Source organism: Variovorax sucrosi (assembly GCF_051216635.1).
Taxonomy (GTDB): Bacteria; Pseudomonadota; Gammaproteobacteria; order Burkholderiales; family Burkholderiaceae_C; genus Variovorax.
In genome coordinates this window covers 105,376-125,805 of the sequence record NZ_JBPJZU010000003.1, presented here as the reverse complement: position 1 = coordinate 125,805, position 20,430 = coordinate 105,376, and the positions used below count along the sequence as shown (strand labels likewise).

General features: G+C 63.6%; 24 protein-coding genes and 1 tRNA gene. 17 read left to right on the top strand and 8 right to left on the bottom strand.

The window, feature by feature from the left end:
- The first annotated feature begins 24 nt into the window (after window positions 1–24).
- A tRNA-Met gene (locus tag ACSFBE_RS06570) sits at window positions 25–101 on the top strand.
- Between the two features lie 62 nt (window positions 102–163).
- On the opposite strand, the gene ACSFBE_RS06565 is transcribed toward ACSFBE_RS06570, so the two are convergent.
- The gene (locus tag ACSFBE_RS06565; RefSeq protein WP_435489581.1) at window positions 164–1,171 is read right to left on the bottom strand and encodes a phage integrase; all 1,008 of its coding nucleotides are present in this window, start codon (window positions 1,169–1,171) and stop codon (window positions 164–166) included.
- Entirely contained in the window at window positions 1,168–1,641 is a 474-nt protein-coding gene (locus ACSFBE_RS06560; RefSeq protein WP_435489580.1) for a hypothetical protein, read from the bottom strand. The genes ACSFBE_RS06565 and ACSFBE_RS06560 overlap by 4 nt, the downstream gene beginning before the upstream one ends.
- A 389-nt stretch (window positions 1,642–2,030) precedes the next feature.
- Here ACSFBE_RS06560 and ACSFBE_RS06555 point away from each other — a divergent pair, with 389 nt between their 5' ends.
- The 14 genes from ACSFBE_RS06555 to ACSFBE_RS06490 all read left to right on the top strand — a co-directional run bounded on the left by ACSFBE_RS06555 (window position 2,031) and on the right by ACSFBE_RS06490 (window position 12,460).
- Window positions 2,031–2,246 carry a hypothetical protein gene (locus tag ACSFBE_RS06555; protein ID WP_435489579.1) on the top strand — a complete coding sequence of 72 codons (216 nt, stop codon included), beginning with the start codon at window positions 2,031–2,033 and terminating at the stop codon, window positions 2,244–2,246.
- Window positions 2,247–2,613: 367 nt separating this feature from the next.
- Window positions 2,614–3,813: a replication initiation factor domain-containing protein gene (locus ACSFBE_RS06550; RefSeq protein WP_435489578.1), complete on the top strand. Its 1,200-nt coding sequence runs from the start codon at window positions 2,614–2,616 to the stop codon at window positions 3,811–3,813.
- 25 nt (window positions 3,814–3,838) lie between these two features.
- Window positions 3,839–4,156: a hypothetical protein gene (locus ACSFBE_RS06545; protein ID WP_435489577.1), complete on the top strand. Its 318-nt coding sequence runs from the start codon at window positions 3,839–3,841 to the stop codon at window positions 4,154–4,156.
- 5 nt (window positions 4,157–4,161) lie between these two features.
- Window positions 4,162–4,416 carry a hypothetical protein gene (locus ACSFBE_RS06540; RefSeq protein WP_435489576.1) on the top strand — a complete coding sequence of 85 codons (255 nt, stop codon included), beginning with the start codon at window positions 4,162–4,164 and terminating at the stop codon, window positions 4,414–4,416.
- The gene (locus ACSFBE_RS06535) at window positions 4,394–4,711 is read left to right on the top strand and encodes a hypothetical protein (protein ID WP_435489575.1); all 318 of its coding nucleotides are present in this window, start codon (window positions 4,394–4,396) and stop codon (window positions 4,709–4,711) included. The genes ACSFBE_RS06540 and ACSFBE_RS06535 overlap by 23 nt, the downstream gene beginning before the upstream one ends.
- Before the next feature lie 46 nt (window positions 4,712–4,757).
- Window positions 4,758–4,979, top strand: a complete 222-nt coding sequence (locus ACSFBE_RS06530; RefSeq protein ID WP_435489574.1) for a hypothetical protein — start codon at window positions 4,758–4,760, stop codon at window positions 4,977–4,979.
- 144 nt (window positions 4,980–5,123) lie between these two features.
- Window positions 5,124–6,488, top strand: coding sequence for a hypothetical protein (locus tag ACSFBE_RS06525; RefSeq protein WP_435489573.1), 1,365 nt, complete (start codon window positions 5,124–5,126; stop codon window positions 6,486–6,488).
- Window positions 6,489–6,495: 7 nt separating this feature from the next.
- Window positions 6,496–6,783: a DUF2523 family protein gene (locus ACSFBE_RS06520; protein ID WP_435489572.1), complete on the top strand. Its 288-nt coding sequence runs from the start codon at window positions 6,496–6,498 to the stop codon at window positions 6,781–6,783.
- Window positions 6,784–6,786: 3 nt separating this feature from the next.
- Complete coding sequence (locus ACSFBE_RS06515) at window positions 6,787–7,866, top strand: zonular occludens toxin family protein (protein ID WP_435489571.1); 1,080 nt, start codon at window positions 6,787–6,789, stop codon at window positions 7,864–7,866.
- Window positions 7,863–9,086 carry a type II secretion system protein GspD gene (locus ACSFBE_RS06510; RefSeq protein WP_435489570.1) on the top strand — a complete coding sequence of 408 codons (1,224 nt, stop codon included), beginning with the start codon at window positions 7,863–7,865 and terminating at the stop codon, window positions 9,084–9,086. The genes ACSFBE_RS06515 and ACSFBE_RS06510 overlap by 4 nt, the downstream gene beginning before the upstream one ends.
- A gap of 674 nt (window positions 9,087–9,760) precedes the next feature.
- Window positions 9,761–10,060, top strand: a complete 300-nt coding sequence (locus ACSFBE_RS06505) for a hypothetical protein (protein WP_435489569.1) — start codon at window positions 9,761–9,763, stop codon at window positions 10,058–10,060.
- Between the two features lie 1,063 nt (window positions 10,061–11,123).
- Complete coding sequence (locus ACSFBE_RS06500) at window positions 11,124–11,735, top strand: hypothetical protein (protein ID WP_435489568.1); 612 nt, start codon at window positions 11,124–11,126, stop codon at window positions 11,733–11,735.
- A gap of 134 nt (window positions 11,736–11,869) precedes the next feature.
- On the top strand, window positions 11,870–12,127 hold the full coding sequence (locus tag ACSFBE_RS06495; RefSeq protein WP_435489567.1) for an AbrB/MazE/SpoVT family DNA-binding domain-containing protein: 258 nt from the start codon (window positions 11,870–11,872) through the stop codon (window positions 12,125–12,127).
- Window positions 12,128–12,460: a type II toxin-antitoxin system PemK/MazF family toxin gene (locus ACSFBE_RS06490; protein ID WP_435489566.1), complete on the top strand. Its 333-nt coding sequence runs from the start codon at window positions 12,128–12,130 to the stop codon at window positions 12,458–12,460. It abuts the gene before it with no gap.
- 206 nt (window positions 12,461–12,666) lie between these two features.
- Here ACSFBE_RS06490 and ACSFBE_RS06485 read toward each other — a convergent pair whose 3' ends face one another.
- From ACSFBE_RS06485 to ruvB, 6 genes are all read right to left on the bottom strand, one after another.
- Entirely contained in the window at window positions 12,667–13,848 is a 1,182-nt protein-coding gene (locus tag ACSFBE_RS06485) for a glycosyltransferase (protein ID WP_435489565.1), read from the bottom strand.
- On the bottom strand, window positions 13,845–14,720 hold the full coding sequence (locus ACSFBE_RS06480; RefSeq protein WP_435489564.1) for a UDP-2,3-diacylglucosamine diphosphatase: 876 nt from the start codon (window positions 14,718–14,720) through the stop codon (window positions 13,845–13,847). Before ACSFBE_RS06480 ends, ACSFBE_RS06485 begins: the two co-directional genes overlap by 4 nt.
- Before the next feature lie 96 nt (window positions 14,721–14,816).
- Entirely contained in the window at window positions 14,817–15,593 is a 777-nt protein-coding gene (locus ACSFBE_RS06475; RefSeq protein WP_435489563.1) for a hypothetical protein, read from the bottom strand.
- 18 nt (window positions 15,594–15,611) lie between these two features.
- A complete protein-coding gene (locus tag ACSFBE_RS06470) occupies window positions 15,612–15,800 on the bottom strand; it encodes a hypothetical protein (protein WP_435489562.1) in 189 nt (62 codons plus the stop codon).
- Between the two features lie 61 nt (window positions 15,801–15,861).
- The gene (gene dmeF, locus ACSFBE_RS06465; protein ID WP_435489561.1) at window positions 15,862–16,857 is read right to left on the bottom strand and encodes a CDF family Co(II)/Ni(II) efflux transporter DmeF; all 996 of its coding nucleotides are present in this window, start codon (window positions 16,855–16,857) and stop codon (window positions 15,862–15,864) included.
- 10 nt (window positions 16,858–16,867) lie between these two features.
- Complete coding sequence (gene ruvB / locus ACSFBE_RS06460; protein ID WP_262073501.1) at window positions 16,868–17,923, bottom strand: Holliday junction branch migration DNA helicase RuvB; 1,056 nt, start codon at window positions 17,921–17,923, stop codon at window positions 16,868–16,870.
- A gap of 118 nt (window positions 17,924–18,041) precedes the next feature.
- Between ruvB and ACSFBE_RS06455 the strand changes: the two genes are divergently transcribed.
- Complete coding sequence (locus tag ACSFBE_RS06455; protein WP_435489560.1) at window positions 18,042–18,659, top strand: CDP-alcohol phosphatidyltransferase family protein; 618 nt, start codon at window positions 18,042–18,044, stop codon at window positions 18,657–18,659.
- A 10-nt stretch (window positions 18,660–18,669) separates the two neighbouring features.
- Window positions 18,670–20,430 carry a bifunctional alpha/beta hydrolase/class I SAM-dependent methyltransferase gene (locus tag ACSFBE_RS06450; protein ID WP_435489559.1) on the top strand — a complete coding sequence of 587 codons (1,761 nt, stop codon included), beginning with the start codon at window positions 18,670–18,672 and terminating at the stop codon, window positions 20,428–20,430.

Below are 20,430 nucleotides of genomic sequence, written 5' to 3'. Positions count from 1 at the left end.
AGGCCGGGCTATAATCTCGGGCTCGGCTCTTTAGCTCAGTCGGTTAGAGCGATGGAATCATAATCCACAGGTCCGCGGTTCGAATCCGTGAAGAGCCACCAAGAAAATCAAGGGGTTACGTGCAAACGTAACCCCTTTTGTTTTGCCCGGTGTCAACGGTGCGTCAACCAAGATTGAGGCGAGACAGCGGGTTGAGGTGCCGGGTTTCCTGCAAATGCTCGGGCGACAGGTGGGCATAGCGCATCGTCATCGCGAGGCTGTGATGCCCGAGCGCCTTCTGCAGCGCGATGATGTTTCCGCCGTTCATCATGAAATGGCTGGCAAACGTGTGCCTTAGCACGTGGGTCATCTGACCCTCAGGAAGCACCAGGCTCGCGCGTTCGACGGCCTCCCTGAAAGCGGCCCATGCTGGGGAGAAAAGCCGGTCGCCCTCCCCATGCGCCTGGCCATGTTGAACCAACTCCGCATAAAGCTCATCCGCGATCGGCACCGATCTGGCTTTGCTCGACTTGGTCTGCACGAACTGGATCTGACCATCGCGAACTTGCGTGTGGCGCAGTGCCTCCGCTTCGCCCCAACGCGACCCGGTTGCCAGGCAGACCTTGGCGATCAGCATCGCGTGCTTGTTTCGGGCGCCTGTGAAGCCTTCCAAGAGCTGGCGAACCTGGTCAAGCGTCAGATAGGACAGTTCGCGCTCTTGAATCTTGAAGGCTCTCAGCTGCTTGAGAGGGTTCTCCTTCTTCCAGTGGCCAAGCCGAATCAGCTCGTTGAACATGGCGCGCACGTAGGCCTGCTCGCGGTTCATGTTGTTCGCCGTGATTCCATCTGCGATGCGCCTTGACCGGTACTCGGCGAACATGTCCGCCGTGAATTGGTCGGCGCGCGGGTTGCCTACTGCCTCGCAGATCCTGAGAAGACGCTTTTGCGTGTTCGCGCCGTCGCGAAGTCCAGACCCATGCTGGCGAAACCAGATTTCTACTAGATCGGCGAGCAGCCTGGCGTCTTTCTTGGGCGGCGTCCATTCGGGTGTGACCTGAACCTTCGCCTGAACGTGCCGCTCCCATGCGAGTGCCTCAGCCTTGGTCTTAAAAGTTTTTCTCAACCTCTTGGCGCCACGCCCGCCAGGTTGAATGTCAACCTGCCATCCGCTCTCTACGCTCTTGATAGTCATATCAAGTCAGTTTGAGTGGCTATGGGCTCGAACTTCCAGTTCCTGTTTATTTCTTCCAGCCTTTTTTGCCTCACGTATTTGAGTGAGTGCGCCAGCACGTCTGCCGTCCCTGCACCGTCACTCCGATCGTCGTTATGAAGACGCGTCGCAACGGCAAAGTACTCTCGCGAATAGGTCGTCGTTATTGTCTTCTCCGCGACAGAGCCTTCTTCAGGCCAGCTGCGGATATAGCCCTGAGCAGCTGGATGGAGGGGCGGCCGCCGATGGCCGCAAGCGATGTCCGTCAACCCGGTCGCCAACCAGAAGGCGTACTGCGGCCACTGCTTTGCAACAGCCTCCGCCAACGCGCCACTTGGGTTCGTGCCATTGCGCCACCACGAACGCCAAGTGTTGAGAGGAACACCAGTCAGGTTTTCGAGTTGGGGAAACCGCCTTTTTTCGCCGATCTCCGAGTAGATGACTAGCTTCATGCGGGTTGAGAGCGTGTTGACTCTTAACTCGGCTACCTCTGCCGAAGTTAGGGCGCGCGCCCCCTCGTCGCCGACATACGACACTTCACTTGATTTCATACGAAGTTAAACCCATGATTCGAAAAACGAAAGCTAACGCTTTTTCTTGTTAACTTTAGCCGATCGACAGGGATGACTTCAGATACCACCTCCGGCCCCTTTAGTTCGACGGCTTCTGTCGCTGTTCCTGTACTGAGCCGAGAGCGGTTTGCAGAACTGACAGGCCTCACCGCGTCGACTGTCTTCAGCATGTGCGACCGCGGCTATCTTCCAACCGTCCATTTTGGACGCCGCGTCTTTGTGAATCTTGAGGTGCTCCGGTCGCAGTGTGCGGCGAAGGAGTTCAGCTGATGCCCAGCACGGACCGTCTCGACCTCCGCGCCCGCTGCAAAAAAGTCATCGGCGCTCCCGTCCCTGCGCAAGTCCTCCAAGGCAACCTGTCAGCGATTACGCAATACAAGGCCGACTCCGCTTACTGCGCGGCGTTTGCGCGCACCGGCGCAGGACTGGCCCGCGCTCGCTTTGCCGTCGCCCGCCTTGAAGCGATGCAGGCTTCCTCCCAATGACTCGGCGCATTCTCCAAAGCGGCGCCGGCTTCATCCCGTCAGTCGGCCGTCCTGACACCTTGGACAACGGCAGTCCCACGGCGTGCAGCCGTGGCCGCACTTCCGCTGCGGTTAGCGCCATAGGCGCACCCGTAGCCGCGCATGAATGCGAAACCTTCTGCGACCGCGTCTGCCTCTACCTTGAAGCTCGCTGTGACCGCCCCTGCGCGGGCTGCACCGTGACGACACGGCTTGAAGAGGCGACCGGCCGGCGCGCCGGCGCCGCCCGCAGCGAAGCGAGGACGGCGGCAACGCGGCAGGGCGAGCGCCGAAGCCGCCCCCATGGTAATCACGGGGATAACGAATCTACCCATCGGTACGACACCAAATGACCCGAGCCGCTAAGTCCTCTCTTGTCCTCGACGGCAACACAATCAAGGTTCGGCTCGAAGCGGAACGCCTTCGTAGCGGGAACATGGTTCACGTTGACTGGCTGCGCTTCACCGCACGCCTGCGTAACGCTCCCCCGTTCATCACGGCCAAGAGCCCGACCACTACGAGTATTTGGGACGAGGGCTTTCGCCTCCCCGAACTGTTCAAGATGATCAACGATCTGCCCGACTGCGAACGCGACCCTTGCGGCCAAGCATCGCAGCTCGCGGACAGGGTCGCAACGGCCCTCGGCATGGAATACGAACGTGCCCCCATGCTCGCTAAGGGCCATGACTTCTACAAGCACCGTTGGCCCATCCTGCGCAACGGCGTCGAATGCGGCTGGGTCGGCTTCCTCGCCAGCAGCGATAGTCCCCGCCAGAAGGCGCAACGCGAAACCATCCACGTCAACCTTACCGGCTCGGCCTGCACCTTCGGGCTCGAAGGCTGGCGGGACCGTGTCGCCAACATCATCGATGACCTTGATGCGGACATCACCCGCTGTGACCTCGCCCTCGACTTCTTCGACGGCTTCTCAGGCGGCATCGAACGCGTCTGGCAGGACTACCAAGCCGGCCTCTGCGACGTAGGCGGCAAGCGCTTGAAGCTCCGCGACATCAATTGGCTCAAAGGCTCCTCACGGTCGCTCTACCTGGGCAGCAAAGAGGCTGGCAAAGAAACCAACATCTACGAGAAGGGCGATCAGCTCTTCGGCGATGACGCTGGTAGCGACTGGCTCCGCTTCGAACTGCGCTACGGCAACAAGCTTCGCGTCCTGTCCAGCGACCTCCTGCGTCGTCCCGATGACTTCTTCGCAGGTGCCAGCGAGTGGCATGCAGCCATCTTGCGCGAAGCCGGTGCCGTTGCTGTTCCCGAGGCCGTCACCTGCACGCCCCGTCTTCCATTGATGACCGTCGAGGCCGAGTGCCGCCGTGCCTGGAAGTGGATCAACAGCACCGCAGGGGCGCATTACGCCACCTTGTTCAAGCATGCCCCAGATGACGCATTTATTTGCGTCGTCGACACGAAAAAAAAGCCCGGTCGCCTCGACAAGTTCTCCGATGCAGAGATAGCCAGCGGCTTCGCTGCGCTCTTCGCATCACAACAAGCCGAATTCATTGCCTCGCAGGCTGGCCCAGCTGCGGCCTGGCATTAACCCGTAGGGCTCGAAGGAAACCGTCATGAAGTTCAACAGTGAAGTCATCGTCCACGCCGTCAAGGAATCGGCGGGCGAGTATCAAGGCCGCGCATTCAGTTCGTGCACCTTCCATTGCGAAGTCGACCTGAAGGAAAACGGTGCTGGCCGCTCCATCGGCCGCGTTACGCGCCCCTTCAAGCTCGGCGACGCCAAGGAATTCGACAAGTGGGCGCACCTGGGCCAGTCGCTTCCGATCAAGGCCAACGCCGTGTTCGAAATGGAAGCCACCAAGGAAGACGGCGCACGCCTGACCCTGGTCGAAATTCGCCCTGTCGAACGCGCCCAAAAGGCCACGGCGTAACGGCCATGCGGCTCATTGTCCAAAGCCTCGCAACGGGGCGCTTCCTCTGCCCGAACCTGACCGATGGCCAGCCGGAATGGGTGCGCAACCTTGCTGAGGCTGGCGGCGGAATCGTCGATGACGCGGAACGTGCTGTGCAGTTGGTGCATGACTGGGCCGATCTTGATGATCAGCCGGTCATCGTTGACTTGGACAGTCTCGGCACTTCTCGAGACACGTCGGGCGCGGTGGAGGGTGTTGTGCACCCTGATCGCCATTAATTTCTCGCCCGCGAAATTCATGGCCACCGTTCAGCTCCCCTACTGCAATCCGCCCGCCAACGTCGCCGACTGGGGCGGGGCGGAGCAGTACTGCGCGAATCCTTACAACCTGAGCTTGATAGCCGTCGAGCTTCCTGCGTTGGCGGCCTTGCAGCAAGCGCCGGGCGCAGCGCTCCCCAACCTCGACCCCGCTGACGTGGCAACCGTCTTCGGGCTCGCTTTCTCCATCGTCGTGCTCTTCTTCCTCATTGGGAGGGGGGTCGGCTCCGTGTTGAGTCTTATCCGCCGTGGATAAGCCAAACCGTGACGGGCGGACCCCGTCGTTTTCAAAAGGGAAGTTTATGAAGCTCTTCAAGCAAATGATCAAGTACGGCTCGCCAGCGGCGCTGCTCATCGCAGGTGCCAACTCGGCGCATGCGGCGATTGATCTGACCGCAATCACCGGCGCTTTCACTTCCGCGGACGTGATCACCGCCGTGATGGCTGTGGCCGGTGTGCTGGCCGCGATCTACGCAACCATGACCGCCGCAAAGATGGCGCTGCGCTGGATTCGCGGCGGTTGATCGCTTGATCGCAACCTGAACACGGCGAGCCTGATCACCTCGCCGTTTCTCTTTTCCGCTCGCCATGAACGCCACACAACTTTGGTACCTCTTCATCTTCGCGTGGGGCATCGCCTGCGCGTGGGCACTCATCAAGGGCTTGGAATGACTCTCTTTAAACGCTGGCTCGTCATCAAGCTCTGCCTGCTCATGGTGCTGCCGCTCCAGGCTTGGCCGCAGGCGTTGCCAGCTACACAGCCCGACCGTGTTGGTCGAGCAATCTCCGGCACGCTGCAGGACGGCATGCGATCACGCGGCTTCGCGGCCAACGATCCGCGTTTTGGCAATACCCTCGTACGAGCCACGCCTCAACTGGCAGCCGTTGCGGGCGGAACCGCTGGTGCCATCACTGTGGGTGCAGTCACTGCCCCGGCGTGGGCGACCGTTGCCATTGGGTTGGTCGTCGGAGCCGTCATCACGTACGCCGTCAACTTGGCTCTGAACGGCTTGGTCAACTGGCTCTTTCGATCTGACGGAAAAATTGATGAGTCGGGAGCGCCGCTGACCGTACCGACATCAACCGCGATGACCGCAGGCGACGCATATTGGAAGGTGTCCTTCCACTCTGTGGGCGTCAATATCGACCTTGCCGGAGGCGATGGGGAAGCTCTCGCGCGTCAAGGCCACTACGAATACCTGAGCCAGACAGGCCAAAACACCCAGACCGCGCCCAACTGCTCTGCATCGGCTACACAAGCTGTATGCGGGATCATTTACGCAAACAAGCAGTCATCAGGGGCGCCGGCATCTTGTCCAGCTGGTTCGATGTTCAAGAATGGGGTCTGCGGCCCCTATACATTCGCATCCCCCGCGGCAATCCCCTCAAAGACCAGCCTGCCCTTGCAGCAAGCCGTCAACGACATTCCGGCCGCCGATCTGAACAAGCCGCTCAATCCAGCCATCGTCGCGGCAATGGCGAATCAAGCGTGGCAGCAAGCAGCATCCCAGCCTGGCTATGACGGGTTGCCTTATCCCCAGTCGAATCCAATCACAGCGCCCGAAGCGGCCACATGGGCGAATGCAAACCCGACCTATGCGCCGACGGTGGGCGACTTCGTATCTCCGAACCCAACCACCACCGCACGGCCGCAGCCTTGGGCGCTGCCGCAGAACCCGACGGCAACGGTCACCAGTCCGGCCACCACGCCGAACGCCAACACCACAAATCCGGCATCCCAAAACCCGCAAGAGAACCTCGGCCCTGATCCTGGCATCGGCGCGCCAACACTGGAGCCTACGCCGACCGCGCAGCAAATCATGCAGCCCATCCTCGACCTCGCACCGGGCCTGCGCCACTTCCAGCCGACAAGCCATACCGGCACTTGCCCGCGCCCGACGTTCGATCTCGTAGGTCGCACACTCACTCTCGAAGCGCACTGCACCTTGATCGACGCGAACAAGCCGATCATGCAAGCTGCCATGGCCTTCGCATGGGCCGCGCTGGCGCTGTTTGTCATTCTTTCTGCTTGAGGCACCCATGTTCGGAATCGTCCTCTCCGCCCTCAATGTGGTCCTCGCGTGGGTCGTGCGCTCGCTGCTGGTCAAGTTCGTGCTCTTCTTCGCGCTGTACTTCATCACCAGCGAGTTGGTCTCGTTCGTTTCCGCGTTATTGCCGGATGGCAGTGCGGTCAACAGCGCACTGTCGGGCATCGCGGCCAGTACCTGGTACTTCCTCGATGTTTTCATGGTGCCGCAAGGGCTCGCCGCGCTCGTGGCGGCCTACGCGACACGTTTCATCATCCGGCGCATCCCGGTGATCGGATAGCGGATGCCGATCAACGTTTACACCGGCCTGATGGGCTCGGGCAAGAGTTACGAGTGCGTCTCCTCGGTCATAGTGCCGGCCGTTAAGTCAGGTCGCCGTGTCGTTACCAACGTCGACGGCATCGACAGCGAGGCGATCCGCGCCTACTGCCACGAGAAGCATGGCATCGCATTCGACCTCCTCGGTGAAGTCGTTCATTGCAGCAATGACGATGTGAGTAAGGCCAGCTTCCTGCCGCACGGCACCGATGTTCAAACGTTCTGCCAGCCCGGCGACATTGTCTGCATCGATGAGGCATGGCGCTTCTGGGGCACTGACAACAAGCTGCTTAATGAGCACAAGGTGTTCTTCCGGGAGCACCGCCACTTCGTGCACCCAGACACCAAGGTCTCCTGCGACTTGGTGCTGATGGTGCAGGACATCTCGGACCTCCACCGCATCCTGAAGGTTGTCGTCGAAGTTAGCTTTCGCACCACGAAGATCAAGACGCTCGGGTGGAACAAGACCTATCGCGTCGAAATGTGGGAAGGCTACAAGCTCACCGTCAAGGGTCGCGTGAGCGTCGAGAACAAGCGCTACGACGACGAAATCTTCCCGCTGTACTCGTCGTACACGGGTGGCACCGGCAAAGAGCTGCAGGTCGACAGCCGGCAGAACGTGCTTCACAGCAAGAAGCTTTGGATACTCGCGGCCGGTGTACTGCTGATGGGTGGCTTCAGCCTGTATTCGATACTCGGCTTCTTCAGCGGCAAGCGCCTGAAGGCAGATCCTCAAAGCGCCGCGCAGGCCGACCATCGCTCGCAACCTGGTTCACCTGGTACGGCAACCGCAACGGGTCCAGCGCTCGCGCGCCAGCCCAGCACGCCCGCTTTGTCGGATGCATGGCGCGCGGTCGGCACCGTCCAGGCCGGCACGCAGCACCTGGTCGTTCTTATGGGTAGTTCGGGCCGGCTGCGATTCGAGCACCCCTCGGCTTTCCAGAATTCGGGCGCTTTGCTGGTGGGTGAAGTTGATGGCCAGCGTGTCACGACCTGGACCGGCGCAGCGCCGCCGCCCGCTGCCCCGATCGGGAGTCACAAATGAAGCGATGGCGCCTTGCCCTTTCGCTCGCGGCCAGCATCGCCCACGCGGCGCCGAACAATGAACCGGCCAGCTTTGACCTGCGTGAAATTCGGGTCGCGCAAGTGGTTCAACTCGTCTACGGCGAGGTTATCAAGACGCCCTACATGCTGGAGCCGGAAGTGCTTGCCGACAACCGGATCATCTCGTTTCGCTACGGCGCACGACAAGGCGACCTCGATGGCTTTATGCGGGCGTTCTTGAGTTCCCTCGGTTACGTCGTCGATCGCCGTGCCGGCGTCGATTTCATTGCCAAGAAACGCGAGGAAGAGGCGAAGCGTGAGGTCTTTGTCTACAAGCCGATGTTCCGCGATGTCGCGTACCTGTCGCGATTGTTGGCGCCGCTGTTCAAGGGCTCGTTCGCGGTCAATCGCAGCGTGCGGGCCAGCGAGGGGGCTCGGCCAGAAGGCCCGGTGCCGGACGGGTCGGCCGCGGCACTGATTGATCAGGATGCCGACGTGTTGGTTTTCACCGGGATTCAGGCCGAGATCGACCAGCTCGAACGTGTCTTGCCGCAGGTCGACAAACAGGCCGGCGATGTCAGGGTGGATGGTGTAGTGTACGAAGTCTCCAGCAGCGACAAGACCGGGTCGGGCTTCGGGCTGCTCGCCTCCATCCTCGGCGGCAAGCTCTCGATCGGCGTGGGCAGCACGGCGAACCTCGGCAGCTTCATCCAGTTCAAGTCGACGTCACTCGATGCGATCTATTCCGCGCTAGCCAGCGATAGCCGCTTCAAGGTGCTGTCGTCGCCGTCGTTGCGCATCCGGTCGGGGTCGCGCGGCACTTTCTCGGTCGGGCAGGACGTACCGATTCTTGGTGCCCTGTCGTTCCCGCAGGGGGCTGGCCAGGCTGTGCAGTCGGTCGAGTACAAATCATCGGGTGTGATCTTCGATATCCGACCGACAGTGCGGGATGCGGTCATCGATCTCAACGTCTCGCAGCAGCTATCGAACTTCGTGTCGACGACGACCGGCGTGAACAACTCGCCAACGCTGACAAAGCGCGAGTTGAAGACTTCAGTGAGCCTGCAAGACAAGGAAATAATTGTGCTCGGCGGGCTGTCGGAGACCAAAGACTCCGAGACACACGACGGGCTGTCGTTTCTGCCGAAGTTTCTGCATACCAAGGGCACGACCGTCGAGCGCTCGGAAATTCTGCTGGTGCTGCAGGTGCAGCGCCTCTAACCACGGGGAGAAGCAATGATTCGCGAATTCATCGTCCATGGGTTTTGGATCGCATGCGCGATCGGAGGCGTCGTGACGGTTGGCGTGCTCTTTGTAACCAACGTATGGCCGGCCTAAGTTTCGCGCCCGCGAAATTTTCCCTTTAGTTGCTATGCCGCTTCAGTACCAAATTTACCTCTACTTCGACGGCGATCGCTACGTTGCATCGGTGCCCGAGCTCGACGGCTGCCGAGGGTCCGGGCCTTCATACGCTGCTGCGTTAAAAAACTGCGAGCGTGCGATGCACAGAGTGGCCATTGAATCGGTGAATCTTGGCCGCCAGCTCCCTGCGCCGGCGAGACATTTTGTGCTGGTGCCTTCTGCGAAGGCTACCGGAAGTGGTCGGGGCGCTAACGTCCTTCGGCGACTGCATGTGGTGTTGGGCAACCTGACGTATCCTCAGATGGCAGTCCGTCTTGACGTAGAGGATGTTCCGCCGATGTCGTTTTCCGGTGCTGTAGCGGGCCTTGGAGCGCGCAGCACGAGACTCGCGATTGCGCGGGCTCTTGGGGAGCGGCCGTCTGCGCTGTGGCCTGGACGCAGCGCGGTCACTCAGCAACGAGACGATGATGGCTATCTACTCGCTGGCGGGAACTAGAACGAAAGTTTCGCGGGCGCGAAATTGGGGAACACACATGACCGAAACGAGCACAGGTCCGCTCTGGAGCCAGGACCAAGCCATCGCCTATGAATGCGCCCGTGAGTGCATCAACGAGCTGGCCGCGATCTACACCGGCTTTATCGAACAAGAGCGCACCTCGGTTCGCCCGGACCAGGAACGTATCGATGCGCTCCGCTCGACCAGGACAAGACTGGTTCGGGAACAACAGGCGCTCCATGTGCGTGATGACGCCGCCGTGGCCAGAATCAACAAGCTGTACAGCGCGCAAGTTCGCGAGCTTCGTGCATCCGTTTTTCTACGGCGCGGCGCTTGAGCGCCGGCAATATGGTGGCTTGTCAGAGGTATGCGAGCGCCTACTATTGCTCACGTCGGGGGTGATCGATGTTGGTTAGACTAAGGTCAGTTGCCATCTCGTCCACGACAACTACGGTTGTGGAACGCGGAACTGGCAGCGTCGCGAAAGCGACGTGAAAGATTCAGCTCAGCGAGGTGGCCCGTCAATGGGCTGCTGATCTCCGCGAAAGCGGATCCTCGCGACCTTTCCGAATCGGTGGTCATTGGACACGGCATGTGCTTCGCCACGTTGGTGTGGCACACGAACGAAAATTCGTGTTAACGACCATCTGACGATTTGTCTGTGTGGACGTTCAGATCAGCCTGCTGATGCCAAACGTGGAGTCCACGAACCTCACCGGTGTGTCGATGCGGCTTTGCGATTGGGTTGAAACTCGCTCAGATAAAAAATATCAAGTCAAATGACGTCCGCGGCCCCCTATGATCCAGCAGACGAGGCTATGACTTTATCAATGGCAAATCCTCATGAAGAGGAAGAGCCCGTTTTTTGAGGCTTGATGGCAAAAAAACTTCCACCACCACCGGACGGGTTCACATCCTGGCTTGATTACACGGTGCTCTCCGAGACCTTCTCGCGCCTTCGCAGTCACTACCTTTTTGACGAGGACTTCGATCCACTTGACACGGAAGGATTGCAAGCACTTGTGCGTGCTGAATACACTGCTCTGAAGGCTCTTGCTGATAGGATGGAGTGAAGACGGTTCGAGAGCGGGTGAGATGAGAGCCAACTGCCCAGTGCTTTTCTGGGTCTTGCATGCCAGCAAGGGCAACAGAGCCTCGCAGCGGATGCAGCTATGTTGCCAAGGACGGGCCCTCCGGGGCCCTTTTCTTTGGGGTTGGCCGCTGTTTGAAGCTGGCATTATTGCGCTGCGCACTCGTTCTGGCTATGACGGCTCGCCTGACTCTCAATCGCCCCCGATCCTGCAGCAGAAGCCTCACATAGGCTTACGCTAACATACGTTGTGCGTCGCCTGGGCGCACGAAATGAGGGGAGCGAAAAAATGAGATACGCAGAATCCGGCATGACCATGGTGCCGCCTGAACGCAACGTTTGGTGCATCGCACGGACTTTTTCAGCAGCCATACTGATTGTCGGCCTGGTCGGTTGCTTGGTGCCGGAGAAATTCGAAGCGGCCGTCGACGTTCGACCTGATGGCTCGTTTGTTTACAAGTACACCGGTACCGCTGTTCACGCGCTGGTGATGGCGCAGCTTGCGAAAACAGGGGAACTGACAGACAAGGACGAAGCGAAATTGAAGACTGATGCGGACAAAGCAACTCGATCGGGGAACGGTTTCAAAAAGCTTGACTATCTTGGTCGCGGAAAATACGACGTCCAAATCGAAGAAGAGCGCAAGCTCGGCCAGCAGATCGGGTCTCTGAAAATTCTCTCGGTGACCAAGGAAAAAGACGGCGCTGTCGTCATCGCGGGCCAGGTGCTGAAGCCGAAGGAAAAGAGTGATCTTGCGGCGCTCGGCGTGAAGATTGACGGCTCTCTTCAGGTACGTTTGCCTGCGAACGCGAAGGTACTTGAGACGAACGCTACGGGCACACCTGGTCTCCTGAGCAAGGCCTACTCTTGGAAAATTGGCGGCGTCGACCAACGCCCCAGCATCAAGTTCGTATTGAACTGAAGGTGCAACAGCCGCGGCCAGTACGCCCGGAACGGTGCGCGCCCTGTGAGCTTCACGCTCTGTTCGCAGCACGAAATGTCTACTTCATGCCATAATGCAAGTTATCTTTTTGTATAACTCTCATGGAGTGCGTCATGTACACAACAAACCTCCGGAAAGTGGGCGGATCGGTCATGTTGGCCGTGCCCCCAGCCTTCCTCGATCTGCTCCATTTGCAAGCCGGTGCCACGGTTGGCATCGCCATTGACGGTGGTCGGCTCATGGTTGAGGCAAAGCCACGTCCACGCTACAGCCTGGACGAACTGCTGGCCCAATGCGATGCTGCAGCCGAACTGACCACCGAAGATCAGCAGTGGCTCAATGTAAAGCCCGTTGGTGGCGAGTTGCTGTAAATGGACCGCGGCGATATCTACCTAGTGTCACTCGACCCCACTTCCGGGAGTGAACAACAAGGCACGCGACCGGTCCTGATCGTCTCCCCGTCCGCCTTCAACCGGATCACGCGAACCCCGGTGGTTCTGCCCATCACGGGCGGCGGCAATTTCGCTCGCACCGCAGGCTTTGCAGTCTCTCTCATGGGCGCAGGCACGAACACAACCGGCGTGGTCCGGTGTGATCAGCCGCGTGCCTTGGACATCGGCGCACGCCATGGTCGAAAACTGGAAAGCGTGCCGCCTTCGCTCATGGATGAGGTACTCGCCAAATTGGCGCCGATTTTCGAGTGAAGGCGCGTCAACATAGCGTCAACGGCATAGCGGTCTAACGGGGGTCAGTGAGGCGCAAACGCGCGCAAGTGCTTGATTTGCAAAGCGATGAGGTCTAGTGAGGTGCTATGTGCTGGAATCATAATCCACAGGTCCGCGGTTCGAATCCGTGAAGAGCCACCAGACAGGAACGCCCTGCAAGTCCATGACTTGCAGGGCGTTTTGCTTTAAGCCAGGCCGCACTCGCGCGTCAGCAAACCTGCATTGTCTGACGACAAAGCATCCGCTTGCTCAACGATGCCCCGCAGAATCCCCGGCAACTCAAACACCGCCCGGTTGTGCATCCGCTCCGTCGCCGCCCGATAGCGCGGCAAGTCCCGCACCAGCTCCGCCACCGCGCGATCCACCTTCGCGAAGCTCGGCAGCACCACGCCCACGCCGTTTTCCTGCACCCACTGCGCGTTGTAGCGCTCCTGCGGCAGCGTCCAGCGGTTGCGCACGACGATCACGGGCAGGTGCATCTGCACCGCTTCGCTCAGGCTGCCGGGGCCCGGCTTGCCGATGAAGAAGTCGGCCAGGTGCATGGTGCGCGCGACGTCGGGTGTGAAGCCCAGCACCAGCCGCGGCGCGCGTGCGGGCAAGGTGCGCAGCGCGTCGGCCAGCGCGGTGTTGTGGCCGCAGGCCAGGATGAGTTGCGTATCGGGCAGGCGCTTGGCGATACCGAGCATGGCCTTGGAGCCCTGCCCGCCGAACAGCACGATGCCGGTCGGGCGGTCGGGGTCGAGGCCCAGGCGGCGGCGGTCGGCGGCGCGGTCGGCCGGGGGCGGCGCGTAGAAGTCGTCGCGCAGCAGCATGCCGGAGCTGGCATGGATGTGCGTCGCAGGCAGGCCGGCGTCGTGCGCTTGCTGCACCGCGTGGGCCGAGCCGCAGACGACGTGCTGGTCGATGCCCTTCTCGATCCAGAAGCGCGGCGGGTGGTCGGCCAGGTCGGTCAGCACGGTGACAAAGGGCACGCCGGGCAGCGCGCTGGCCAGCGACTCGCGCAGGCCGCGGTTGAAGTTGGGGATCATCGAGACGACGAGGTCGGGCTCGGTGGCCAGCCAATGCTGCTGCAGGAGGCGCACGGTGGGCCCGTGCCACCAGCGGATCATGGCCTGCAGCAGCTTCAGTTCCTGCGCGAGGCCGACCGTCCAGCCGCGGGCGATGCGCTTGTTGTAGTAGTCCTCGGGCTCCATGCCCGTCATGCGGCGAAAGCGCTGCGCGGGGTCGAGCACTTCGCGCAGGTTGACGAGCCGCACGGTCCACGGCAGGCCTGCGCGCGCGATGGCGGCTTTCAGTGCGATGGCCGATGCGCGGTGGCCGCCGCCAGCGTCGAAGTAGACGAGGTCGACCGTACGTGCGCCGCTCATGCGGGCACCGCACGCTTGCGGTCGCCGCGTCGCACGCGCGTGGCCACGGGCATGTGCTCGGCCCAGCGGACGATCTCGAGCGTGCCGTCGGCGCTCTCGCCGAGCGCGGTGAGGCTTTCGACCCAGTCGCCGTCGTTGCAGTACAGGATGCCGTCGATGTCGCGCATCTCGGCGTGGTGGATATGGCCGCACACGACGCCCTGCACGCCGCGCTTGCGCGCCTCGCGCGCCACGGCGGTCTCGAAGTCGCCGACGTAGCTGACGGCGCGCTTCACCTTGAGCTTGAGGTACTTCGACAGCGACCAATACGGCAAGCCCATGCGGGCGCGCATCGAGTTGAGGTGGCGATTGAGCCGCAGTGTGAATTCGTAGAGCGAATCGCCCACGTGGGCCAGCCACTTGGCGCACTGGATGACGCCGTCGAACAGGTCGCCATGCATCACCCACAGCTTGCGGCCGTCGGCGGTCTCGTGCACCCAGTCTTCCACCACCTCGATGCCGCCGAAGTCGTGGTTGACGTACTTTCGCGCGAACTCGTCGTGGTTGCCCGGCACGAAGATCACGCGGGTGCCCTTGCGCGCCTTGCGCAGCAGCTTCTGGATCACGTCGTTGTGCGCCTGCGGCCAGTACCACTGCCGCCGCAACTGCCAGCCGTCGATGATGTCGCCGACCAGGTAGAGCGTCTCGCACTCGGTGTGCTTCAAGAAGTCGAGCAGCGCGGCGGCCTGGCAGCCGGGCGTGCCCAGGTGCAGGTCCGAGATCCACAGCGTGCGGTAGCGCAGCGGCGGACGCGTCACTTCATCGTCGCCCGTGTCGTGTGACAGGGCCGTGGTGTCGCGCCATGCGCGAAGAAAGGCGTCGTCGCGTTGCATGGGAAGGCAGCGTCGTCGACGCGCGTGTCGGCACCGTGGCGACGGCGTGACGCTTCGGTGACGTGGCGCGCACGCCACCCGCGTGTGCGGAGCCGTTCAGGCAGCCGGAGGAGCCGGCTCGGTCTCTTCTTCCAGCCGCAGGTACTGGATGTTCAGCGTGATCGCCTCGGCATAGCGCAGCACGAAATAATCGCCCTCGACCGGATAGAAGCGCTCCTCGCCGGCCGGGTCGCCCGGCGCGGCGTCGAGCGCCTTGTCACCGCTGAGCGGGCGGCGGCCGACGCCCTGCAGCACCAGCCGGTCGAGCGCGCCGTCGGGGGTGAAATAGAAGTCTTCGAGAAAGCCCTGGTAGACCACGGGCTGGCCGGCGACATCGACGACGGCGGCCACCTTGATCAGGTCAGGCAACTCGGCGCGCTCGAAGTCGGCGCCGGTGAGCAGGTAGTACCAGGGCGCGTCGTGGAAGCGCGCGACGGGTGCCAGCCAGTGGCCGAGCCGGTCGAGCCGGCGCCAGGTGATCAGCGACCGCAGCAGCGTGGGCGCCACGACGCTCGCGGCCAGCAGCGTGCCGAAGTAGCGCGCCACCGGCCCGGCCAGCGCGCCGACGCTGGCGACCGCCGCGGTCTGCGTGGCCGGGCTGGACGAGAGCAGGCCCAGCAGCAGATCGAAGCGAAGGATTTCACCGAGGAAGAGCCACGCCCCGAAGAGCCACAGCCCGTGCAGCAGGCAGGCCCAGAGCACGGCTTCGGCGACGACCCGCCCGAAGGGCGCGTAGTCGAGGGCGGTGCGCTCTGCGCGCTTGAAGCGGCTGCGAAAGACGAAACCGGGGAGGACGAGCAGGAAGATGACCAGCGCCGGCAGCGCGACGTTCATCGCGGTTCGCGGGCGGCGTCAGGCCGCCTTGGGGACGACCACGGCGGTCAGGCGGCGCACCGTGGCGCCTTCGCGCAGCAGGATGGTGGGCTCGCTCGCGTCGGGCTCGCCGCGGCGGCTCGCCAGCGACACCACCTGGCGCAGCTGCGTGCGCGCCTGGTTGTCGGCCAGGACTTTCTTCGCAAGGGGGCTTTGAAGCGCTTTCATGGCGGGTCCGTTCACGGAGGGCGGCAAGGGGCCGATGGCCCGGATGGTGCCAGAAGCGACGCTACATCACCAGGTGTGGGGGCTCGTCGCCGGCACAGCGCTGGATCTCGACGGTCGAATGCACGATTTCCTCGTGCATCGAAAAGGTCGCACGCACGGCGGCCGCGTCGAGCGTCGGCGAGTGGGTCACCACCGTCAGCGCGCACGAATAGGCGTTGCGGCCGACGCGCCAGACATGCAGGTCGGCCACCCGGGTGTGCGAATCGGCCAGGCCGTGCTCGACGCCTTCGCGGATCTCGTCGACCACCGGGTGGTCCATCTCGCGGTCGAGCAGCACGCGGCCGGTCTGCAGCAGCAGGCCCTTGGCCCACACCGCCACCAGCACGGCGCCGACGATGCCCATCGCCGGGTCGAGCCAGCGCCAGCCCATCAGCCAGCCGCCGACCAGCGCCGCGATGGCGAGCACCGAGGTGGCGGCGTCGGCGATGACGTGGAGGTAGGCGGATTTCAGGTTGAGGTCTTCGCCATGGGCGTGGCCGTGGTCATGGTCATGGTTATGGTCATGGCCGTGTTCGTGCGCATGGCCATGGTCGTGCCCATGGTGCGCACCGCCCAGCAGCCGGGCGCAGACGAGGTTGACCAGCAGCCCGATGACGGCCACCACGATCGCCTCGCGGTAGTGGATGGGCTCGGGCGACCAGAGCCGCTCCAGCGAGCCGACCACCATCAGCGCCGCGATGCCCAGCAGGAAGAGCGCGCTGGCGAAGCCGGCCAGCACCTCGATCTTCCAGGTGCCGAAGGCGAAGCGCGGGTCGGCCGCATAGCGCCGCACCGCCGCATAGGCGAAGGCGCTCAGGCCGATGGCGAAGGCGTGCGAACTCATGTGCCAGCCGTCGGCCAGCAGCGCCATCGAGTTGAACCACCAGCCGGCGCCGATCTCCAGCGCCATGGTGGCGGCGGTGATCCACATCACCAGGCGGGTGCTGCGCTCGGCGCCGTGGCTCTCGGTGTCGAAGCGGTGGTGGTGTTGCCAGGGGCTCAGGTCGCGGGTGTGCATGGCGGTTCTTTCAGGTGCCGAACATGTCGCCGTCCCGCGTGGGCGGCGCCACGCCGAGGTGCCGATAGGCTGCCAGCGTCGCGATGCGGCCGCGCGGCGTCCGCTGCAGGTAGCCCTGCTGGATCAAGTAAGGCTCGATCACGTCCTCGATGGTGCCCGACTCCTCGCCGATGCTGGCGGCGATGTTGTCCAGGCCGACCGGGCCGCCATCGAAGCGGTGGATGACGGCCTCGAGCAGCTTTCGGTCCATCAGGTCGAAGCCCTGCGGGTCGACGTCGAGCATGGCGAGCGCCTTGTGCGCGATGTCTTCGGTGATGCGGCCGTCGCCCTTGACGTCGGCGTAGTCGCGCACGCGGCGCAGCAGGCGGTTGGCGATGCGCGGCGTGCCGCGCGAGCGGCGGGCGATCTCGAAGCCGCCGGCCGGGTCCATCGGCGCGTTGAGCAGGCCGGCGCTGCGGGTGACGATGCGGCCCAGTTCTTCGGCTGTGTAGAACTCCAGCCGCGAGACGATGCCGAAGCGGTCGCGCAGCGGGTTGGTCAGCATGCCGGCGCGGGTGGTGGCGCCGACCAGGGTGAAGGGCTGCAGGTCGAGCTTGATGCTGCGCGCGGCCGGGCCTTCGCCGATCATGATGTCGATTTGATAGTCCTCCAGCGCGGGGTAGAGGATTTCCTCGACGACCGGGCTCAGCCGATGGATCTCGTCGATGAAGAGCACGTCGTTCGGCTCGAGGTTGGTCAGCAGCGCCGCCAGGTCCTTGGGCTTCTCCAGCACCGGGCCGGAGGTCTGGCGCAGGTTCACGCCCAGCTCGGCCGCGATGATGTGGCTGAGCGTGGTCTTGCCCAGGCCGGGCGGGCCGAACAGCAGCACATGGTCGAGCGCCTCGCCGCGCTTGCGGGCCGCGCCGATGAAGATCTCCAGCTGCTCGCGCACCTTGACCTGGCCGACGTAGTCGTCGAGCAGCTTGGGCCGCAAGGCCCGCTCGATGGCTTCTTCCTTGGGCGAAGCAGGCGCGGCGGAGACCACGCGTGGCGGGGCGGGGGCGAAGTCGTCGGTCTGGATGGTCATGGGAGGCTAGGCTGGAGGAACAGTTTAGTCGGCCGAACGGCCGCGCCTGGGTCGTCTGCGGCCGGCAGCCACGACACCCTCGGGCAGAATGCCCCCTCCCAAGGAGGGAGCCGTCCACGTGTCCATCTATGAACTGAAGCCTCGCTTCCAGGCGCTGCTGCGGCCGCTCGTGGTGCGACTGCACGCCGCAGGCGTGACCGCCAACCAGGTGACGCTGGCAGCCTGCGCGATCTCGGTGGCGCTTGGGCTGTGGCTCTTCTTCGCCGCGCCGCGTACCGTCTTCTTCGTGCTGATCCCGCTCTGGATGGCCCTGCGCATGGCCTTCAACGCCATCGACGGCATGCTGGCGCGCGAGCACGGCCAGCAGAGCGCTCTGGGCGCCTTCCTCAACGAGCTGACCGACGTGCTCTCCGACGCGGCGCTGTACCTGCCCTTCGCGCTCGTCGCGCCCTTTCACCCCTTCTGGGTCGGCACGGTGATCGTGCTGGCCGGCCTCAGCGAATTCACCGGCGCGCTCGGCCCCACGGTCGGCGCCTCGCGCCGCTACGACGGCCCGCTGGGCAAGAGCGACCGCGCCTTCGTCTTCGGCGCGCTCGGGCTCTATGTCGCACTGGGCTGGCCGCTGCCCGGCTGGGCCGGCTGGCTGATGCCGCTGCTCGCCGCGCTCGTCGCCTGGACCATCGTCAACCGCATCCGGCGCGCACTGGCCGAAGCCGGCGCGCGCCCCACTCTCTGAATCGAACCTCATGACCCAGCCTCGCGTTCCACACGAGCACCACTTCACCACGCACGACGGCGTCTCGCTGTTCTATCGGCACTGGCCGGCCACCGGCGCCACGCGGCGCGGTGCCATCCTGCTGTTCCACCGCGGCCACGAGCACGGCGCGCGCATGGCGCACCTGGTCGACGAGCTGGACCTGCCCGACTTCGACTTCTTCGCCTGGGACGCCCGCGGCCACGGCCAATCGCCCGGCCCGCGCGGCCACAGCCCCAGCTTCGCGACCTCGGTGCGCGACGTGCAGACCTTCGTCGACCACATCGGCAGCGCGCACGGCGTGCGAGAGAAAGACCAGTACGTCATCGCGCAGAGCGTCGGCGCGGTGCTGATCTCGACCTGGGCGCACGACTACGCGCCCAAGGTGCGCGGCCTGACGCTCGCATCGCCGGCCTTCCAGGTGAAGCTCTACGTGCCCTTCGCGCGTGCCGGGCTCGGGCTGATGCACAAGCTGCGCGGGCTGTTCTTCGTCAACAGCTACGTCAAGCCGAAGTTCCTCACGCACGACCCGAAGCGCATCGCCAGCTACGAGCGCGACCCGCTCATCTCGCGGCCGATCGCGGTGAATATCCTGCTGGACCTATACGCGGCGGCCGACCGCGTGGTGGCCGATGCCAACGCGATCACGCAGCCGGTGCAGCTGCTGATCTCGGGCGCCGACTGGGTGGTGCACCACAAGCCACAGCACAGCTTCTTCGACAAGCTGGGCAGCGCGATCAAGACGAAGACGGTGCTGCCGGGCTTCTTCCACGACACGCTGGGCGAGCGCGACCGCGCGCCGGTGGTGGCGTCGATCCGCGAATTCATCCTGCAGCGCTTCGACGCGCCGACGCCGCCGGTCGACCTGCGTGAGGCGCACCTGCAAGGCGCGACGGCCGACGAGTCGCGCGCGCTCGCCGCCCCGCTGTCGCCCTGGTCGCCGCGCGGCGCCTACTGGGCGATGACGCGCGCCAGCCTGCGTTTCGGTGGCCTGTTCTCGCGCGGCGTGAAGCTGGGGCACGACACCGGCTTCGATTCGGGCAGCACGCTCGACTACGTCTACCGCAACGCGCCGGACGGCAAGGGCGCGCTGGGCCGGTCGATCGACAAGACCTACCTGAGCTCCATCGGCTGGCGCGGCATCCGCCAGCGCAAGATCCATGTCGAGGAACTGATCCGCGAAGCGATGGAACGCCTGGCCGAACAGCACCGCGAGGTGCGCGTGATGGACATCGCCGCGGGCCACGGCCGCTATGTGCTCGACGCGGTGCAGGCCAGCCCGGTGAAGGCCAGCTCGATCCTGCTGCGCGACTACAGCGACATCAACGTGCGCGACGGCACCAAGCTCATCGCCGAGAAGGAACTGCAGAACGTCGCGACGTTCGTGCAGGCCGACGCCTTCGACCGCATCAGCCTCGCGACCGTCACGCCGCGGCCGACGCTGGCCGTGGTGTCGGGCCTGTACGAGCTGTTCCCCGACAACGAGATGGTGCGCCGCTCGCTGGCCGGCGTCGGCGATGCGGTGGAAGACCGCGGCTACCTGGTCTACACCGGCCAGCCCTGGCACCCGCAGCTGGAGATGATCGCCCGCGCGCTGACCAGCCACCGCCAGGGCGAGGCCTGGGTGATGCGCCGCCGCACGCAGGCCGAGATGGACCAGCTGGTGGAAGAAGCCGGCTTCCGCAAGATCGCCCAGCGCGTGGACGAATGGGGCATCTTCACCGTGTCGCTGGCCATCCGCACCGTGCAGTGA

Excerpts from the sequence above, each read along its gene's own strand:
- ACSFBE_RS06565 (WP_435489581.1), bottom strand. The coding sequence starts at position 1,171 with ATGACTATCAAGAGCGTAGAGAGCGGATGGCAGGTTGACATTCAACCT.
- ACSFBE_RS06560 (WP_435489580.1), bottom strand. The coding sequence starts at position 1,641 with ATGAAGCTAGTCATCTACTCGGAGATCGGCGAAAAAAGGCGGTTTCCC.
- ACSFBE_RS06555 (WP_435489579.1), top strand. The coding sequence starts at position 2,031 with ATGCCCAGCACGGACCGTCTCGACCTCCGCGCCCGCTGCAAAAAAGTC.
- ACSFBE_RS06550 (WP_435489578.1), top strand. The coding sequence starts at position 2,614 with ATGACCCGAGCCGCTAAGTCCTCTCTTGTCCTCGACGGCAACACAATC.
- ACSFBE_RS06545 (WP_435489577.1), top strand. The coding sequence starts at position 3,839 with ATGAAGTTCAACAGTGAAGTCATCGTCCACGCCGTCAAGGAATCGGCG.
- ACSFBE_RS06540 (WP_435489576.1), top strand. The coding sequence starts at position 4,162 with ATGCGGCTCATTGTCCAAAGCCTCGCAACGGGGCGCTTCCTCTGCCCG.
- ACSFBE_RS06530 (WP_435489574.1), top strand. The coding sequence starts at position 4,758 with ATGAAGCTCTTCAAGCAAATGATCAAGTACGGCTCGCCAGCGGCGCTG.
- ACSFBE_RS06525 (WP_435489573.1), top strand. The coding sequence starts at position 5,124 with ATGACTCTCTTTAAACGCTGGCTCGTCATCAAGCTCTGCCTGCTCATG.
- ACSFBE_RS06520 (WP_435489572.1), top strand. The coding sequence starts at position 6,496 with ATGTTCGGAATCGTCCTCTCCGCCCTCAATGTGGTCCTCGCGTGGGTC.
- ACSFBE_RS06515 (WP_435489571.1), top strand. The coding sequence starts at position 6,787 with ATGCCGATCAACGTTTACACCGGCCTGATGGGCTCGGGCAAGAGTTAC.
- ACSFBE_RS06510 (WP_435489570.1), top strand. The coding sequence starts at position 7,863 with ATGAAGCGATGGCGCCTTGCCCTTTCGCTCGCGGCCAGCATCGCCCAC.
- ACSFBE_RS06505 (WP_435489569.1), top strand. The coding sequence starts at position 9,761 with ATGACCGAAACGAGCACAGGTCCGCTCTGGAGCCAGGACCAAGCCATC.
- ACSFBE_RS06500 (WP_435489568.1), top strand. The coding sequence starts at position 11,124 with ATGACCATGGTGCCGCCTGAACGCAACGTTTGGTGCATCGCACGGACT.
- ACSFBE_RS06495 (WP_435489567.1), top strand. The coding sequence starts at position 11,870 with ATGTACACAACAAACCTCCGGAAAGTGGGCGGATCGGTCATGTTGGCC.
- ACSFBE_RS06490 (WP_435489566.1), top strand. The coding sequence starts at position 12,128 with ATGGACCGCGGCGATATCTACCTAGTGTCACTCGACCCCACTTCCGGG.
- ACSFBE_RS06485 (WP_435489565.1), bottom strand. The coding sequence starts at position 13,848 with ATGAGCGGCGCACGTACGGTCGACCTCGTCTACTTCGACGCTGGCGGC.
- ACSFBE_RS06480 (WP_435489564.1), bottom strand. The coding sequence starts at position 14,720 with ATGCAACGCGACGACGCCTTTCTTCGCGCATGGCGCGACACCACGGCC.
- ACSFBE_RS06475 (WP_435489563.1), bottom strand. The coding sequence starts at position 15,593 with ATGAACGTCGCGCTGCCGGCGCTGGTCATCTTCCTGCTCGTCCTCCCC.
- ACSFBE_RS06470 (WP_435489562.1), bottom strand. The coding sequence starts at position 15,800 with ATGAAAGCGCTTCAAAGCCCCCTTGCGAAGAAAGTCCTGGCCGACAAC.
- dmeF (WP_435489561.1), bottom strand. The coding sequence starts at position 16,857 with ATGCACACCCGCGACCTGAGCCCCTGGCAACACCACCACCGCTTCGAC.
- ruvB (WP_262073501.1), bottom strand. The coding sequence starts at position 17,923 with ATGACCATCCAGACCGACGACTTCGCCCCCGCCCCGCCACGCGTGGTC.
- ACSFBE_RS06450 (WP_435489559.1), top strand. The coding sequence starts at position 18,670 with ATGACCCAGCCTCGCGTTCCACACGAGCACCACTTCACCACGCACGAC.